Below are 17,960 nucleotides of genomic sequence, written 5' to 3'. Positions count from 1 at the left end.
CTTCTTTATCACAGAGATTTAATAATATTTATGGTGTCAGCTCAAGCCAAAACTCTTCCAGTTGACTATCTATTACTTCCGCTGGGTCTTCCCCGCCCCCCTTCATATTTAGCATGTCAATCATGTCATCGTCCGACAAAATCACGATTAACTTATCAAACTCTATCCAAGCTCTTCTTTTAGCTTTTAAAGCAGATTGACTTGGGGAATGCCTACAGCAAAGAATTCCAAACATTCGCTTTGCTTTCACAAACAAATACTGTTGAATGGACTCCACCTCTTTTTGCGTAGGCGCTTCGCATAGGTTTTTAAATTCCGCCACGGCAAATCTGGAATGTGAATCTCTTTTTAGTTCATCCCAAAATGCATGGCCATTGCCAATCGGATAAACGGCGTCTCTTCTATCAAGCCCATCTTCAGAACGACTCTGTACCTTGGGAACTTTGAATGAAGGAAAAAATAGGTAATTCAAAATATCGATGCAAATGTTCTCATAATCATTCCATTTAGCTCTTCCGCAATCCAATTTTTTCAGGCTTTCTATTAGTTCTCTCGCCCTCTGGTCAACTTGAACGCTCTGATTTAAGGATGACTTAATAGACTCTTGAGCCATAACAAGGTTTTCAAACTCATTTTCAATATCTGGCGAATTAGCGAGAGCATTACGAATCCATCTTGAATCCTTAACTTCTACGCCCAAAGATTGAATATCCTTCAATATATGACCAGGTAAAACCATTGATATTATAAGGAGCATCCTGTCTGCCTTGATAAGGTCAGCCCCACGTTTTAATTGGCTAGCAACATCTTTTAAATAGCGAGTAGACGTTCTAGGACGCCTAAAGATTTTTACTTCTACTGCTATTTTCTGATTGTTTTGGTCTCGCAACTCAAGATCAATACCAATATCCCGACCACGATGCTCCAACTCTTGCACTATGTAACCTTCTGCCTGAAGTAGTTTCGCGCAAAGCAATTCAAAGAATTCACTGGACAATTTTTCTATTTCAAAGCTCAATACCTACTCCTTCCGCCCTGACCTTAAGCGTAGGGGCGAGTAAAGATTAAATTAACAGTTAAGTTCGATTTTGATTCGTAATCGAATTAACGAATGATCTTGCCAAGCGTTCCTCCTCTAGCATAACCCTCATCATTTTTGTAATCTCATGGGCACAACTGAGTCGGTCTGGATATATTGAAAATCACTTCAGGTCAATTACATCGCATAACGGCGAAAAGCGGGCACTATAAAATATACAAAATTGATAAATTTCGGATCGCAATTCCTTTCGTATGCACCACATGTTACTTTTAAATCAAAATTTTCCCGCCTTCATTTTAGATAGTTCAGTTGCCACTAATTGCATGGGCAGCTCAAAAAAATCAAAAAGAAGGTAAAGGGGTGACAAAAGCGGGTGAATTATCTCGGGTAAGTTTGAATCAATTGCCTGAGTATCAATGTGCGTCGGTAACACAATAGCGTTTTGCCGAGCGACTCTACCCTCCCAAATACTACGGTTTTTATTAATACTCACCAATGACCTACCAGCAAGTCCTTCGTACGTGACAGAAAATCTAATTGATGTTGGGCCGTTAAAAAGATTGCAAGCCAAATGACGAGCTTGCATTAAGGTTTCCCCGATCCTCCAAACAGGAAGGGTTACATCGAAAACAGTAGCTGGCTTTATCTGTTCTCTTTCCATGTCATCCTCTTGAAACCCACGAATCAGGAACCCAAATCCGTCTGGATGTATACGCCAGAAATCAGAATGTGCGGCGTCACGATCTTGCGGGGGCGTCTGTGAATCACCACCCAACCAGCATTCTACCGCTCCATCAATTTGGTATGGCTTAATACCATCACGTGTGGGAAACAAGAATGGCGGCCATCCAGTTTGCCTAACAACACTAGCTTGAAGTAGCCCTGGGAATTGTGCGGGAGAAATAAGTTTACGCTCGCCAATTATTTCGTAGGCAATAGAATAATATCCGTGGTTCATGCGAGGTCCAACATCTGCTGGAAGAGTTTCAACTAAAGCTTTCCATCGATCAAAATTGGTTGCAATCCACTTAGTGAATGCATCAGGAGATTCGGGCGTTTCGACTTGGGGAACAGCTCCACTAAGCAAATCCCTGATTTGAGCTAACATTTCGTCACGTCTATTTAAGAGGCATCTTGCCAATAACTCATCCCACTCCTGCGCGCTTTGTGGTGATTCACTACGCGGTCCAGGTTTACGAATGTAGATTGCGTGGTTCTGAATTGTATTTCCATTAGGGCCAGATCTACGTGCTCGAATCGGCACTCGATGAGACCCTGGGATTCGTATAATCGGGAACAATGCTCCGGCAGGGTTTGCTACGAAGTGCACAGCGCAGTGAAATGGGGGATCAGAATAGTTTTGCACAATACCGTTAATCAAATCTTGGCTATAGTCGTTAAAAGATGCTGGTCTCCCGTCCGCTTCGATGATGCCTAAATCGACTTCCACAAGCCCTAGAATGACAAATCCGCCTCCATGATTGGCGATAGCAAGAATTGCTTTTGCCAATGTTGCTTTATCCTCATTTGACTCACGTAGGTTTAGCCAATTTTTTATTTCGCAATTGAGATCTTCCCGTGGTTCAAGTAACAGATCTTCAAGACGATCGCTGGAGGCAATCATGGATATTTCCTCTTTACGGACTCAAAATTATTTTTGTCAAAGACGATCAAAAAGTTTCAGAAAATTAGGTGCGCAATTTCAGGAGTATGAATAATCATGCTTCATGACTACACTACCTCTTCAATTTAGATTGAAATTCCAGTACATGGCTGGGTGTGTCATTATTTTCATATAGATCAATCATCCAAACGCCGCATCTAACTTCTTTAACTTCATTTTTTTCAAAAAAGCGCCGGTAGTGATCTATCTTGGATGCGTGAGTCTCGTGAAATTCAATAGACACGGCATTGATGCTTTTAAAAAAATTCATCATTGCATTAAGGAATATTTTCCCAATACCGTAACGAGTAAATTTTACAGCCAAAGCAAAATGTCTAATTCTTACCATGCCACCCGAGTGCATTGAAATATCTTCGATCCAACCAATATTCATGCCGTATTTGCCGTCAGAATAGGAGCACCGGATATTTGGAAGCATACTATAACCATGGCTATCAGATAATCCTTCCATTGGTGCCAGCCCATAAACCGTGTGCCAGACTAATTGCTGTTGATAATAGCCAAAAAAATGGCCATCAGGATTGCGAGACCAAGCAACTATCAGTTCGTCAATCGATGGAATTTTTTCTTGGCCAAGCCAAGAAAGTACGTTATCAAAATATTCTAGAATTCTAAACATACTGGAAATTCCTAGCATTGCTCAAACCTAATACAGCTATCGGCCATCAAGCAAACATTGGCGAAATCACTTTTTACCACAGTCGCTTGTTAGGCATTTTCACACCACTTCTGAAATACCTGCATACGCCAAGTTTCTAAAACCTGACATAGGCCGCGAAGATCAGGATAATAGCCTATGAGCTTTTCAGAGCCGACCTTTAATGGAAACTCAGTTTTCTCAGTTATATCAAATCTTCTCAAAATTTTTACTGTTTCGTTGTTAGGCCACTGTGGCCATTCGTCATGGTGCTTGAAGTAATTTGCAAGAGCATTAATAAATTCAACATCAGTTGGTTCAATTTTTGGATAGACCGAATATTTGTATAATTCAAATTTTTGTACTTTCTCTTTGCCTTGGCTTTCTCTTATTACATTTACATCACTTACAGTTCCGACAGCATAAGCTTGGCAAGCAACAAGCACCGCGCCATAAAAATATTCTGCATACTCTAATGCGGTCAGTCCGTCTAATAGCAGAGAATTTTTTGAAAACTCCATTAACTCATCAATAGCATTGGACGAAGAGGTACAAAGCGTTCTTAAAGGCGTAGACCTAAAATCAGAATTTAAATAATGCATATCGGCCTAACACCGTTTGATTTGCCTTTTTAGGGATTTCGTATTTCGTCCATTGGCGTACAGGCATCAAAAAACATACGACCATACTCCGTTAATTCTAGATAACGATCTGTTTTATTTACGACCTCTGGAGGCGGACTATCGAAGTCTGGTGCCCGATAGCTGGCTTCTGAGTACTCCTGCAATACCACCAACTTGAGGCGCTGTAAATTTTCTAACCACAATTGAGCGTAATGACATTCAGCAAAGCCCAATTCTTTACAGTAACTTAGAAATTGACTTTCAATGCTTGGATTTCTGTATGAAGAGTAAGCGTCTTTTTCTTGTAAAAGGTTAATGCTTCCTACTTTATTAAAGCTGATGAACAACAACGCTTCTTGAGGAGATAAAACAATGCATCGGTCTTCATTCTTATAATCCATTAAAAAATTATTTAGTTCTTAACTGTAAGACATAATCATCAAATGATTTCAGATTCACCTGAACCCCATTACATGCTTCAATTAACTCTTGATTATCGAGGCTGGTAGCAAAAATTACTTGTCCTCCGTAACTTATGGATTCACTAGCTTTTTTTATTAAATTAGTAAAACTAAGCTTACTGGCTTCATGCTGGCGCGGCTCATCAAAAACTACAAAGCCAGAATGTTTACATTGAATTCCAATGAATTTTTTTAAACTCTCGTCATCTCCTTGTCGATCTCCACCAGCTAATTGCAGCAAACCCAGAGTAAATGACCAAATGATCCTGATATAATCGCTAGCTGATGTCTCAGCGACAATATCATACCCTTCTTGCTCGGGCCGTAAGGTTTGATGAGAAATACTTACACTATCAATCGCCGACTCTTTAAACTTAAATGCAAGAAGATTTTCACGAATCAACCGCTCCAACTGCGCTATGATAAAATTTTTATATACTTGATTAACATCAGATTCGACGAGTGCTAATGAGTTTTTTGCGTTAGACCAAGCCGACAGAATCCTTTCTGCTTGAGCATTTATTTCATCCTCAGTTTCTTTCAACTTAGAAACCTGCTTGAGCAGTAATTCAGCAGATATTTTTTCTCTTAGGATCGATAATAAATCCCCGTTTACACTTTCATAATCATTTCTTAAAAACTGTAACTTTTCATTCTCAGTCTTCAAGCGTTTAATTAAAATGTCTGCCTCACCTTTAAGTCTGCTTATCTCAATATTAATCTGATCTTTCATGGCGGAAAAGAAATCAACTTGGTTTCGCAAAAAGACAATATTTTCATCCAAGGTCATTGGCATCCTTTTTAAGGAGCTTTTCCCCAAAGTATCATAGAGCTCACTTTCGCATATGGGACATTTTTCAAGACCAAGATCTGAATCGATGCTTCCGCCCACATTCCTTAGCTTTCTCAGCTGTTGATACTGATTAAGATCGCCACTCAATGTAGCTAATTTTTTTTCCACATCTGAATTCGAAATATAATTGGTCTCTATTTTTTCATATATTTCTTCATATTTTCTTTGAAGGCTACCAATCACTGCAACTTGTTCATTCAATTTATCGCTCACTGGGTGAAGCCCAGCAACATTACCCGACAAATCCCTAATTAATTTTTGGACTGATACTAATTGCTGATGAACGCTAATCAGCGCATTATTTTCAGGATAAAAAAATCTTACTCTATCTTCAGCGCTGAATTCTTCAATATTTTTAGGCGGATCCACTCTTACACTATTATAATCGGCTACTCCTTCTATGTTGTTCTTGAACGATATCCACTCTAACTCCGCCTGCTGTATTTTATTTTTTAGCACAGCTACTTTTCGATCATATGTAAAATCATCAACAGCCAAACAAAACTCTAAAGCTGAACGTTTCACATTCTTAATGCCGTAATTGCTGGGTGTATTCGCCTGTATTTCAGACCATCCTCTTTTTTGTTCAATAAAAAATAATGGGAAAATACACTCCAAATATAATTTAACATCTTTTCCGTCAAAACTTGTGACTGTAGGAAGCTCCCAGCCTATAAACTTTGCAAGCCAAAAGTGAAAACCTTTCTCGCTCATGGAGGCTCCTACACCGGCTACTCCAGTAGTCCCGAGAAAATATTCTCCCGAACTAAAAGCAGACTCCACAATCACCTTGTCAGAATCACCTTTAACATCTCTCGATAAATACGCAGTGATTCCACTGTTATTGGTAATGCCGATTACTACTTTAGAGGAAATTACGTCATATGGATTCTCATCTTTTTTATTATCATAAATGACGTCATATAATGACTTAGGAAAAGGCCGCCGCCTACCTGGCCCCAAAATTGATTCCAATCCCAACCCATAAGCAATCGCATTAATGCTTGTTGACTTTCCAGATGAATTTTCTGCTCGAACTATATTCAAACCCTTTTCAAAGGGGATGTGCGTAAAAAACTCACCTCCATTTGTCGAGACAGATACCGAAACTGAGTTTATTATCATTCCTAGCATTTTCAATTTCTCCCTGTCATTTCCTTAATTTTTGATTCACTTAACTTCGAGCCAACGCTATTTAGAAAGCTAATCTCTTCAGCCATGATTTCATTTTCCATTATTGTTTTAAATAAATTATCCCCAGCACTAGCGACATACAATCTATCCCGTTCTAAGTTGAGTATTCCTTTTGCAATTGAAATTTCTATCGCTTTATATGTGGCGGTGTCGACAGAAATCAGAGGGACTTTGGACGATCTCCCTAATAGATAATCCTCATACTCTGACCACATTTTTTTTCTTATTAAAATCCATACCAATATATTGACCTTTTTTAGATTAAGATATTTTTTATCCTGAGAAACACACAAAACACAGACAACAATTAGGCAAATTCTCCAGAGAGGCCTCATCTCAATCGGCACAGAATACGGCTTTTTCTCATTTATAACGCGAATTTTATTTTCCATTTTTAAAATCCATATTGCATTCAGTCAACCATTTTGACAAATATCCAAAAGATAAGGAGCTTAAGTTTTTATCGCACATATCCTTTGAATATTTAGAGAATGCATCTCTGTTTGAATTAACAACACTCTGAACGAATCCGCTATCAATATCTTTTTCAAATAAAGAATTATCGAGCATATCATCCAACTGCGCCACAGCAGTATCTTCTATATTGGCGTGTATGTCTGGGTGATTATCCCGAAGCTGCTCTAAGAACTTTTCAATCTGAAGATATTTCACTATCACTCGTTCCTGAAATTGATCAGGATTGTCTTTCATCAAAAGATCAGATTTTTTAACAATATGCCCCATGAACTTTGAATTTGCATTTTTCCATATGATTTTTTCTTGCTCAGACACTTCATTTATTGGAATGTTAACGGCCTTACAGTGAACGCCTTGAGCATAAATCTTTGCAGCTGGAAAGCTATCCGCAGTTTCTATTTTTACAGTAAAACTGCTTGCATCAACGTACCCAATCATTTCCTTAATTGTTTCCCTTTTCTTTTTATGACAATAGGGTATCAAATCCTTAGATTTGTTTTCTGGCGTAAGTAAAACCCAATGATTAATAACTATGCCATCAAGCATTTTTTGAATTTCTGACTCTTTGTTTTTTAGCTTTTTTAGATCATCATTAATTTTTTTTTGGATTTTTTCCTTGTATGATTTCATATCCGCATTTTTTTCAGGGCAATAACACTGATAAATCGTTCCGTCACTTGTAAAGAACTCTATTCCTAAATCTCCCCTATCCACATCTGGTACAGCCCAAAAATTTTTAGCGCCATAGTGTTGCCTCAACATTTTTTCACAAAATGATTCCCATTCTTTTGGCAATAAACTTTCTATAAACGCATCCATCTTTCTAGCCTATTGATTTCGGTTTTATATTTTTAAGAAAAGCAGACATATCTATTAACGCTCGATTCAGCTTCCACCTATCCGCGCGATCAAATTCTTGGCTACAATCTCTAAGGGGCCAATGTCGAGATATAACCAACGCTTCAGTTAATCTGTTTTACTGGTTACAAGTTTTGCAACTAACCCATTTGACGGACAGGGTTTATCCGTTGCTAGAACGTCCGCTTTGGGCACAACTGAGTCAGTCTGGATACATTCAGTTTTGAACTTGGAAATTGCATCGCATAAACGGATCGAGCGCTTCCGGTTTAGATGTGACCCCATATTATTATTTTTTCTGTTTGCGCCAAATCCATGGCTCCGTTATTTGATCTTGCGCTAAAGACCAAAGGCCGACCTTTCTGGACTCAGCATTTTTCTGAAGTGCAAAGTAGTCTTGATCCCGAACATATTGCGTATATGCCCAAGCATTTCCTTTTACTACCATCTGCTTATTAACATTTAAATCGCCAAGATAAACTGTTCCTAGAGTTCGTCCGTATCTATCTTCTCCATGCGATGCCACGCTGACATTTAGTGAAAAAATCAGGTTTGAAAGCGCCTGCTTTGATCGCTGACCCCAAGGCTGGTTTTTTTCTGGTGCATCAATTTCAACCAATCGAACTTTGATGCTTCGCTTGTCATCAGTGAGGATCGTAATCGTGTCACCGTCGGTTATACCAACGACGTTGCCGTAGAGTTTAGTGGTTTGAGCGGAAACTGGAAGGGTGAGGAATAGAAGTACTACGGTGAGGCTAATAGAGGAAAGTGCATTCATTGCTCAATGATTCCATTAGGGAGATTGCTTTGTGGTCAAGCATTGTAGAGTTGAACTGATATGTCAATTACTTGAGATTACTTAATCTCCTCTCTGCTGATGTAAACGGTTGCCACGGCCGCATCAGAGTAATTCAAGTCAATAGATTGGAAGCCACAGTATAGAGCTCCCAAGAATTTATCTTTAACCACGCAGAACCACTAAAGGCCTTCGATTCGGTCTGCTTTGCTCGATTAATTATGGATTGCAGCGGGGGGAAGCGTGTAATCTCATCTCGCCGCTCTTTTAGCGCAATACAAACAATCAATAAGTGATTGCACTCAACTCTAAATTGAGTTGGTTGGCCGGAACCACCCGTGGGACTGTGCTCCAAACCGGGTGGGCGACCATCTTTCTATAAGGGATGACTATCACCCCAATTTAATGCGTTTCAGCGTAAGCGTTGCCTAGCCAAAAAGTGAGTTTGAAAGTTGCCGCGCACTATCGACGGATTGTTCGATGCTGCATTTTTGATTCTGATCGAAGATATGCAGCATGTAAAATGCCATTGCGGCATATTTTCTGCCCATAGTTTAGTTATCGCTGTTGGTTATCTTCTGGCCATCTATCAAAATGACCATTCGCAGACTTTTGTTTCCAAACCTTTAGGGGAAATCTAACGTGCTCGCAAAATCTATTTGCGAATTTCTACCGCGTTAATCGATAGCTGGAACCGCTGTATACCTTCTATATGCGGGTGTGAAGGTGTCTGGGTTCACTAAAGCTTCGGATAATATCTGCGCTTCTGTAACTTGAGCTTGCGTCATTCTTTTTTGTAAATGTTCCCTATATCGAACTATCTCCAAATGATGCTCGTTGTTCTCGGATGCTGCTACGTTGGTTAACGCGTACCCAAGAATGGTATTCGATTCTCCCAGTTTGCCTTCACCATACATCCACCCTAAAAAATAAAATGCCGGTAAGACTCCCTGGGCCGCAGCCCGTTCATACCAATCCTTCGCAGTACTAAAGTCCTGCCGTTTGCCGCGGTTGCCATCAAAATAGAATGAACCGACATTGTAATAAGCGATACCAAATCCTTTATCTGCTGCTCTTTTATAATATTCAAATGAGAGCGCGTCATTTTTAGGAATACCAATCCCTCCGCTGTATATCTGCCCCAAACTGTTCAGGGCAGTAGGATGATCCTTGTCTGCCGCCGCCATAAGTAGCTTCAAAGCCAGCTTGTAGTCTTTTCTGGTTCCTTTGGCATCTATATACATATGCGCAAGGTTGGTTTGAGCATGCACTGATCCTTTTCTGGCAGCGCGCGCGTACCATTTTAGCGCCAGCGTATAATTCACCTCCACGCCTTCACCGTACTCATAGGCGCGACCCACATTAAATTCAGATTTAGGTATTCCCTGATCGGCAGCTGCCTTATACCAAGTAAATGCTTTTCGTAAATCTTTGGGGGCACCATTTCCAGTTGTATAAGCGTCGCCGACCAGATGTTGGGCGACAGGATCACCGGCTCTAGCGGCGGCGAGTTTTTCGGTGAATTGGTTATTTGCTACGGAATTCAGGGGGGGAGCGCTTGCAATTCCAAATGCAAAATCGGATAGAACAATTAAAGAGGCGACTACAGAAAGTACGCTCTTACGCCAAGAAAGTCGCTTAAAAATCAAAGTATCCACCCTCCCGAAGTGCTCGCTTTGTACCTGTTTTGGGTACATTAGGGGATTGTACCAATAATGGGTACAATGAAAAAAGCCATCGCCACCCAAGAATATCGAAACCTCATAGCTTGGTTGAAACAGGCCAGGAAGAACTCGGGTATGACGATGAGGGAATTGGCGCAAATGCTAGGGAAGCCACACACATTTGTGCAGAAGGTTGAGATCCACGAACGCGTGTTAGATGTTTACGAATACACAGTCTATTGCGAAGCTTTAAACTTGGATCCACGAGATGGATTGGTTTTGTTAAAAAGGCAAGGTTTTCATTAAATGCTTCATTGTTGGTCTTTTGAGGCTATTACCTTATATTCTTTAACTGGCACGTAGAGCACGCAATTTACTGCTGTTGAAATATTCATAAATGTTAGGTTGAAAATCCGGCTGGGCAAGGCCAAGCCAGTCAGAAAATAATACTTTCTCTACCTGAGACATAACCAGCATGGTGGGGCGAGGGTAGGCCTTTATCTCTTTTCCTGATCGGCAATAATGTTCGAAGAAGTCGTTAGCCCGCATGGCTACCTCGGAGAAGTTCACCATTGAGTTTTGGTCAGAAAAGCTTTTAACTGATCGCCAGAACAGACTGAATGTTTGCGACAACGAAAGATTCTCGAAGAATACTCTCAGTGATGGTGTACGGTAATCCAGGTTTGATAGCTGTATGTTGCCGCGGAGAGCAAAATATTTCGCATACTCGATAACATTCGCGCTCAGAAGATTGAAAACAAACTCTAGAAGGTCTTTTTCCTCATTAGAGGACAAAGTCTCCGTTTTTCTAAACTCAAAATCGTTACGATGTTGAGAATTCTGTACGGCAATAAAATATACTTTTCCGTGTTTCATGCTAAGAAACAAGCCTGGCCCATCTACACCAGATGCCACCTTGATTTGCCCTGATGTTATCGCAGAAGAAATACACTCTCTGGACATAGCTTCTGTAGGGGTGAGGCGTCTTAATAGAAGCTGATGCAAACTTAAAACGCTTTCTTGGCCACAAAATGAATTCCAAATAGCTTGGGTGACAATTTGTTCTCGCAGAGAGGATGGTTTGTCTATATACATAAATAGTCACTGTACCTGTTTTGGGTACATTGTAGCGAAAAAAGAGTGATTCATGCCAATCTAGGGCAATAAGGGACTGCGGTGGTTAATGGTTGATCATTTTTGAGGCCGATGCTAGCCCAGATGGGATGCATTGAATGCAGTTGACTAGTCTAGGCCGAGTGTCCTCCTGACGGGAAGCGGTAAACGATCAAAGGCCAATGTTACCAATTCTTCGGTGTTCTGAACCTCCAGACAAGCTATACGCTTACGTAATTCAGCATTAGTTTTAACGAGTTCATTTTTGCTGCTACTGATTGGACCTCTGTACGGATTTTTTTTTACCGGATCCAGTTTCTTGGTTACCGCAGCCTCTAGCTCAGCGTTCACCTCATTCAAATATTTCGTAAAAGCTTTTGAATATGAAGAGCCATGCATGAGCGTAGAGCGATTCAATGTAATTGCTCTAGCGACTTCCGCAGCATTAACCTGATAGGAGCTTTTATTTGCGAATTCGTATCGCTTACTATGAGAATCAATGTACTTGGCTCTCTCAATTTTTAAAGCTTCTACACATTTCCATGCCCTTAAACTAGCATTACGATCTGTAACCCAGTCCGGCAGTTGGGCGCTATCAGTGAGAACCTGTTGGGTCAACTTTTTCGTAAAATAATCCATGACCATATTTATACCCCAGCGTAACTATTGAGTGAAGATTGCAATTCTTCGAGCGCTTCATGATTTGGAGCCATGTTGCGAATCTGCTGAGTTGCATTTTTGATCAAACTGTAAGAGGCTTTTTTGAAAAAATCAGGTACTAACTTATTCTGCAATGTGGCAACGTGTGTTTGAAGATGGAACAGAATCCATTCAACATTCCCAGGCTGGATAAGATTGTGCGTACAGTTCAAACATAGTGCCGGGGACGCTTCGTGCCGTTGAGGCTCGCCGAGTGAAGCGCAATGGGCTTTGGCTTTCGTGCGCTTTTTCAACATGCAATAACCCCACGGGTTGGCTTTGACGTCCAAGATCTCGTGCGTTGATAAATGGTCGGCAAACTCCACCAGTTCTTCAGTTGTCATGACAGAGGAATTTCTCAGTAACCGGCGCAACCATTTTTGCATTGGTCCTGCATACCCATCTCCTTTCTTTTTTAGGTAGTTGAGAATGATCGAATTAATGATTCGCACTTTAGCCACGTCAAGAGAAGCGCGATTGAATTTATCTCTGATATATGTCTGCCACATTACGCGGCTAATGTGCTTGAAACAACTTCGTATCATCCAACCTATGTCGCCATCATATCGACGATATATTGCTTCTGCGAACATGTGTCTGAAGGCATGCGGCGTTGGATATAGGCACTCGGCCGTTAACAGGTGAGTAACTTCCCGGCTAGTTGCTGCAATATTAGCTTCGGCATCCGATAGCCCCTTAATCCAATCGCGCGTCTCTGATGAAAGACGTTGATCAATTAACTCAATCCAGGCAGAAGGTAAAGTTCCTTTACGATATTGGCTAAGCCAATTATTTTTTTTGTCGCTTCCAGTATTATGAAATACAAAATTAAGGATCGGTAATTCGCTACGGGCTCGATGCCAACACTCAAACAAATTTACGTCGAAAGGCATATTATTCCATTCTGCATCTGATCGAATATGAAGGAGGCGAGATTTCTCTGCTATTTGGTGTTCAGATAGGTCTCCCTCAGTGGAAGCAAGTTCTTGCCAAATGGTGAGGTCAGAGATATGTTTGAATCCGGAATAATTTTCTACGAAATGCTTCCAAAGACCGACTACACTTGACTTCACTACTTGCCCAGAATCGCTGGGGTTCGCTTGGCGATCGCTTCGGTACAGGCAAGGTCTACCGTCTTTTGCTGCGATGATGGATGCGAGGCTCTCAATCAGAACTGCAATATCAAAAGTAATTTCCCTTTCAATTTTTTCCTCGGCGTGGGTTTTGCTGACATACCAATTGATTCGATATCTTGCTGGGAAAGAATACTGATCGAGTACATCAAAATTTTGTGTTTGGGAAATGGATTCAAGCGGGAATCCGTACTCAGTTCGACGCCATCCCGTTAGCGCTACGACTAGAGTAAGACCAGCTTGTTCAACCTTTTTTATTAATTGTCTCGGATAGCGTCGCCAAGCGTCGGTAGGGCAAGTAGGTACATCTAGCCCTAGTGATTCATAGTAGCTTAGGCTTGGAACCAAAAATTCTTGATCATTGTAAGCTGATTTCATTGTCTCAATTGCTGCTTCAAATTGGACCCAGTCTATTGTGGGGGCAAACTTGTTCATTAGATCGAGAGAGCGGTGTGTTTTTCCTGACTTCAACCATTGCCACACTATCGCTTTAATCCTATCAAGATTGGGATAGGAAGATTCCATTTTCATTAACTCAAGTAAACTCCTCAGTGAAGAAGTTTCAAGCATGAAACGTTTGAATCCCTCAGTCCGATAGCTTGTTTCGAAATATTCAGCGCAAGTTTGAAATAGCTTTGATCGGTCGGCCCTAGCAATCGATCCATCCTTTGTCATTTCACGTTGAATCTCAGGCAAAGATTTTCCTTCAAGAAATTTTAAAACAAACTTGGACATCAAAGCTTCACAGCACTCAAATTGCTTTGAAAGGTCTGGAATTTTATTAAATGTTGAGTTGAGTGTTGCGGCAAGGGCTGCATGCTTGTAAAAAAATTCCATGCAGTGCTCAATATAGTATTGACCAAAGTCTAACGTTAAGTGGTTGTAACTTCCTCCTGTTTTCCAATCAGAGAATGTCAGAGAATCATTGGATATCTTTGGTACAAGCTTGCTCATCACCTTATTTATCCGTGCTTCGGTTATGCAGGAATGAATAATCTCTTGTCCACAGGAATTAAAAGCTCGTCTCCATTTATGAATCGATACCATGGATGTGTAGTTTACGCTGCTTTGAAGGCCATTTAGGCGGAAATGTTTAGAGCCCCTCCAACTATGCGTCAGCAAGAATTCTAAAATATTAGGCAGATTTTCCACAGTCACGCTAGTGATATTTCGTTCAGCTAGCGCTGTCCAGAATAGCAAAATACCTGAAAACCTCTGTCTCCATTTGTCTGAGTTGAATAGGCTTGCCGAATCCAGCCAAGCTCTTTTTGTCAAATCTAACAAATCTACATTGACGCGCTTATACCACTCGAGATTGCGTCCAATAAACTCATATAGTTCTACAAAACTTATAGTGATCTTAGGTTTAGAGTCAAACTCAAAGAACCAGACAACTTCATGGTAACTATTATGATGGGAGCCTGGCATTGCGTTTAGCTTGGCTTGTAGGTCATCAGTCGTTATGAAAGCTGAATGTCTTTCAATGATCGCAGTCATTCAATTGTTTCCAGTAGATATTCGAAGAGAGGAGGGAGGTGGTTCCTAAGCAAAGCGTAATTCGACTCAGCAATGCGTGCAGATTTCATTTTCGATAACATTCTAGTCATCCACTCAACATTCACTATCAGCGTCATTTCAACGAAATCTGGACGTACGCGATTTAAACGTTCAAACATGGTTTCCGCTTGCTTGATGTAATGGAGAAAATAGATGGCTGTATCCTCTGTGTCTGCTACGATTAATTGAGGTGCGTCATCGCTATCCATTGGTGTGAGGCCGGGGTGATTTATTTTTTTAATGTCTTCTTTGTTAAATTGGACACCCTGGGTAAGAGTGCTCTTTGAAATTAGATTTGATACGTTATCCTTTATTGCTTCAATTGATGGGCGGTAGACTACGTTTTGAAGATCATGTAGCACTAACCGCGTGACTCGTCCACATTGGTTCACCCATTCTTGATTTTTATCGGTTAGATAGGAAATCTTTTCTGTGGCAGATGTATGCGAATGATGGTTAATGAGATCTGAATCTCTGTATCGGTCTGATTGAGCATGCACGGCTGTTGTTTTTATATGCGCCAAACGAAATAGAAAAATATATTTAGTTTGGTTTGATCCTGCAACGGATTTTCGATTCGTGTAAATATTTTCTACATCTTTTATCGCATGCATAGCGTCCAGAAACAACGAGGTGACATTTGAGCGAGAAAACTCTGCATCTAAACGCTTCCTCACCTCCGGGATAGACCAGATACGAAAGAGCAAGCCAAATCGTGAGTTATATTCTGTCGATCTCAAATTTGGGAATTGCAAAGATTTATTGAAATCTCCCTCGAAAATTCTTCCTTCGCGGGGTAAGTTTTTTATGTACTCATGTAGCGCTTTCGTCCAACAATCTGAGCCAGTCAGTACATCTGTTTCTTTAATTGTACCTGCGCGTCCTTTGAAATATTTAATTTGCATGAGGATAGGTCGGCCAGCACTATTATATTCAATCGCAAAATCTGAAGTTTTGAGTTTGCTCACGTCAGATGGCTGTACGGCGAAACTTGCGATTAACCATGCCGCGAGAGTTTCTTCTAGTTCAGAATAAAAATGGTCGTAGTCTGGTGTGAAAAGCTTGGGCACTTGCCACAACCTTTTGCAGTTAAGATTGTTGGTAAGGTTGGCTATATCAGTGGTGCGAATAACATTTGAGAAGGCTGTGTGTGCTCTTTCAATTACGAGATCGTAGAGTAGTATCGAAGTCAGGATGTCTGCAGGTGCGCCATCGCTTCCGAACACTCCCTTAATTTTCAGAATGGACCGGTTCCAATCTGGGTACCAATGTCTGCCGATCATTTTTGGCTTGTGTTTTGGGGACTCGCGTGCCTTCCAATTTTGTCTAACCTCAATCAAAAACGACAGCGTCACTGCAATGGTGACTCGAAAACTAGTGATTAATTGCCTTGGACTTTCAAGTGAAAGAAATTTTTTTTCACCCAAGGAATTTCTTAAGTCGAATTGAGTAAACCACTGTGTCAGTGAATGCCCTTGAGCCTCATCATCTGGAGGTGGATTACTTAATCTCAATAAATTTTCTAGAAAGGTAACACTTTCCTTTGTTAGGTAAGGACTGCTCAAGCCATGTTCGATGAGTAGTTTTAACCTGATCACCGTACTTGTTTTTACTCCGACTTCATTTTTTCGATATACGTCATAATCCATGAGGCATTCGTAACGATTCTTTGGCGAGCGCTTATTGTCTATTCCGTTCATCCATTTTACAAATGGATGGACTATAAGGATCTGATTAGATTTTGTTATATCACTGAGTTCGTGAAACCAACTAGAATTGAGTCCAAATGTCAATGCTTGGAATATGGCGATGTGATAAGCGTTTTTAGATGTAAGTTGAACGTCGCATTTCTTTCCTGAACGGTTGGGCAGGATAAGCGTAGAGGCCTCTTCGTTAGACGCCTTCTTCTCAGCAATTGCTTTGTAAAAGTCTTCTTTCATGAAACTAACTCTCCGTCGAATTCCAATTGGAGCATTTCAATCCGCATCCTTATATATCGCGTTGTTGTTGCTGGTGCTTGCCCATCACGAGTGAATGAATGTCCGAGACGTTGAGCAACAACAATTAGCGCCGCTGACTCCGATCTAGTTTCACGTCCTTCAGAACCAGATATTTCTTCGTGAAATAGGAGGGTTGCGAATGTGTGTCGCAAATCATGAAAGCAAAGGTGCTTGTTAAGGCCTGCGAGCAACTTCGCACGGTTAAAGACACGGGATGCCTGCTCGGGGCCGATGGCTGTACCAGCGAATCTTTTATCGCGACGTAAAAAAAAGACATCGGGGTCTTGTTTCGTTCCAGTAACCAAGGTTTTTCGTTCGCTGTCGAAGTAGCGCTTCATGTCGTTCAATAGTTCGCGATCGAAATATATTGAGCGGGACTTTCCTCTCTTGGTATATCTTCCTTCAAGCTTATAGCGAAATAGCTCTCTATTTTTGTAACGAGGATCAGACATTTTTTGGAAAAGCTCGTGAATCTGACCGGGGCCTTTGACTCTCAATGCTGATACTTCAGAGGTACGTAAACCTACTTCAAACCCCATCCGCATCATCAATTTGTCACCCAGAGTGCCGCAGGAATTTAACAGGCGTAGCCGCCCTTCCTCCGTCACATATTTAATGTAGTGCTCCGTGCTTCCGAGTTCGTTCACTTTCTGTTGAGTTTTGCGATAAATTCTCAAATTCAGCAGGGGGGCCAAGCCAATAGAGCTGAGCCAATTAAAGTAGCTTGTCAAAGCGGCTAAGTGTGTGTTCATTGAACCCGGCGACTTTGTCTCTTCCGGCAAATAATCGTTGAGATAATTGTTAACGAGCTTTTCGTTACAGGCCGATGATCCATGCATATCTTTGATTGGGCTAGGCTGGAATTTCTCCAAATACCTCAAGAAGTGACTAAGTTTGTATATGTAGGTCCGAATAGTTTTTTCCGAAATGTCTTTTGTAACCAAACGATTAGATAACGCCCCATCCTCATTTAGGACTCTGTCGACATGATAGGTGTATCCGAAACGTGAAAGATGGAAAGAATACAAAAGGGGTAGGACGGGAACTGAACCATGAGAGTCAAAGATGATATATAACGGCTCTAAAACGATCTGTTTGTACTTAAAGACTGGCAGTTTTTGAACTTTAGCTGGCATTGAATTGCTACCTTAGTCGGAAGTATCGTTGCT

16 protein-coding genes are annotated in these 17,960 nt (G+C 40.9%); 1 reads left to right on the top strand and 15 read right to left on the bottom strand.

Annotated elements, in window-relative coordinates; all coding sequences use genetic code 11:
* Positions 1–28: 28 nt before the first annotated feature.
* The 10 genes from J2X05_RS02960 to J2X05_RS02915 form a co-directional block, all read right to left on the bottom strand.
* On the bottom strand, positions 29–1,018 hold the full coding sequence (locus J2X05_RS02960) for a restriction endonuclease (RefSeq protein WP_310068436.1): 990 nt from the start codon (positions 1,016–1,018) through the stop codon (positions 29–31).
* Between the two features lie 298 nt (positions 1,019–1,316).
* Positions 1,317–2,666 carry an AlbA family DNA-binding domain-containing protein gene (locus J2X05_RS02955; RefSeq protein ID WP_310068433.1) on the bottom strand — a complete coding sequence of 450 codons (1,350 nt, stop codon included), beginning with the start codon at positions 2,664–2,666 and terminating at the stop codon, positions 1,317–1,319.
* A gap of 112 nt (positions 2,667–2,778) precedes the next feature.
* The gene (locus J2X05_RS02950; RefSeq protein WP_310068432.1) at positions 2,779–3,345 is read right to left on the bottom strand and encodes a hypothetical protein; all 567 of its coding nucleotides are present in this window, start codon (positions 3,343–3,345) and stop codon (positions 2,779–2,781) included.
* A gap of 89 nt (positions 3,346–3,434) precedes the next feature.
* On the bottom strand, positions 3,435–3,965 hold the full coding sequence (locus J2X05_RS02945; RefSeq protein WP_310068431.1) for a hypothetical protein: 531 nt from the start codon (positions 3,963–3,965) through the stop codon (positions 3,435–3,437).
* 29 nt (positions 3,966–3,994) lie between these two features.
* A complete protein-coding gene (locus J2X05_RS02940) occupies positions 3,995–4,387 on the bottom strand; it encodes an Abi-alpha family protein (protein ID WP_310068429.1) in 393 nt (130 codons plus the stop codon).
* 7 nt (positions 4,388–4,394) lie between these two features.
* Positions 4,395–6,434 (bottom strand): hypothetical protein, encoded by a 2,040-nt coding sequence (locus J2X05_RS02935; RefSeq protein ID WP_310068428.1) that lies wholly within the window; start codon positions 6,432–6,434, stop codon positions 4,395–4,397.
* 2 nt (positions 6,435–6,436) lie between these two features.
* A complete protein-coding gene (locus tag J2X05_RS02930; RefSeq protein ID WP_310068425.1) occupies positions 6,437–6,886 on the bottom strand; it encodes a hypothetical protein in 450 nt (149 codons plus the stop codon).
* Positions 6,876–7,790, bottom strand: coding sequence for a hypothetical protein (locus J2X05_RS02925; protein WP_310068422.1), 915 nt, complete (start codon positions 7,788–7,790; stop codon positions 6,876–6,878). The genes J2X05_RS02930 and J2X05_RS02925 overlap by 11 nt, the downstream gene beginning before the upstream one ends.
* A 328-nt stretch (positions 7,791–8,118) precedes the next feature.
* Entirely contained in the window at positions 8,119–8,607 is a 489-nt protein-coding gene (locus J2X05_RS02920) for a thermonuclease family protein (RefSeq protein WP_310068419.1), read from the bottom strand.
* Positions 8,608–9,302: 695 nt separating this feature from the next.
* Positions 9,303–10,283: a tetratricopeptide repeat protein gene (locus J2X05_RS02915; RefSeq protein ID WP_310068416.1), complete on the bottom strand. Its 981-nt coding sequence runs from the start codon at positions 10,281–10,283 to the stop codon at positions 9,303–9,305.
* Between the two features lie 57 nt (positions 10,284–10,340).
* On the opposite strand from J2X05_RS02915, the gene J2X05_RS02910 reads away from it, so the two are divergent.
* Entirely contained in the window at positions 10,341–10,595 is a 255-nt protein-coding gene (locus tag J2X05_RS02910; RefSeq protein WP_310068413.1) for a helix-turn-helix domain-containing protein, read from the top strand.
* 42 nt (positions 10,596–10,637) lie between these two features.
* Here the strand turns inward: J2X05_RS02910 and J2X05_RS02905 are convergent, their stop codons facing one another.
* The 5 genes from J2X05_RS02905 to J2X05_RS02885 form a co-directional block, all read right to left on the bottom strand.
* Positions 10,638–11,384 (bottom strand): hypothetical protein, encoded by a 747-nt coding sequence (locus tag J2X05_RS02905; protein WP_310068410.1) that lies wholly within the window; start codon positions 11,382–11,384, stop codon positions 10,638–10,640.
* Between the two features lie 147 nt (positions 11,385–11,531).
* Positions 11,532–12,047, bottom strand: a complete 516-nt coding sequence (locus J2X05_RS02900) for a hypothetical protein (protein WP_310068408.1) — start codon at positions 12,045–12,047, stop codon at positions 11,532–11,534.
* 2 nt (positions 12,048–12,049) lie between these two features.
* Entirely contained in the window at positions 12,050–14,731 is a 2,682-nt protein-coding gene (locus tag J2X05_RS02895; protein ID WP_310068405.1) for a hypothetical protein, read from the bottom strand.
* Positions 14,728–16,731 carry a hypothetical protein gene (locus tag J2X05_RS02890; RefSeq protein ID WP_310068404.1) on the bottom strand — a complete coding sequence of 668 codons (2,004 nt, stop codon included), beginning with the start codon at positions 16,729–16,731 and terminating at the stop codon, positions 14,728–14,730. The genes J2X05_RS02895 and J2X05_RS02890 overlap by 4 nt, the downstream gene beginning before the upstream one ends.
* Positions 16,728–17,927, bottom strand: a complete 1,200-nt coding sequence (locus tag J2X05_RS02885; protein ID WP_310068402.1) for a tyrosine-type recombinase/integrase — start codon at positions 17,925–17,927, stop codon at positions 16,728–16,730. The genes J2X05_RS02890 and J2X05_RS02885 overlap by 4 nt, the downstream gene beginning before the upstream one ends.
* Positions 17,928–17,960 lie beyond the last annotated feature (33 nt).

It is taken from the genome of Cellvibrio fibrivorans (assembly GCF_031457055.1).
Taxonomy (GTDB): domain Bacteria; phylum Pseudomonadota; class Gammaproteobacteria; order Pseudomonadales; family Cellvibrionaceae; genus Cellvibrio; species Cellvibrio fibrivorans.
The sequence above is the reverse complement of the archived record's forward strand: the minus strand, read 5'-3'. Positions and strand labels throughout refer to the sequence as shown.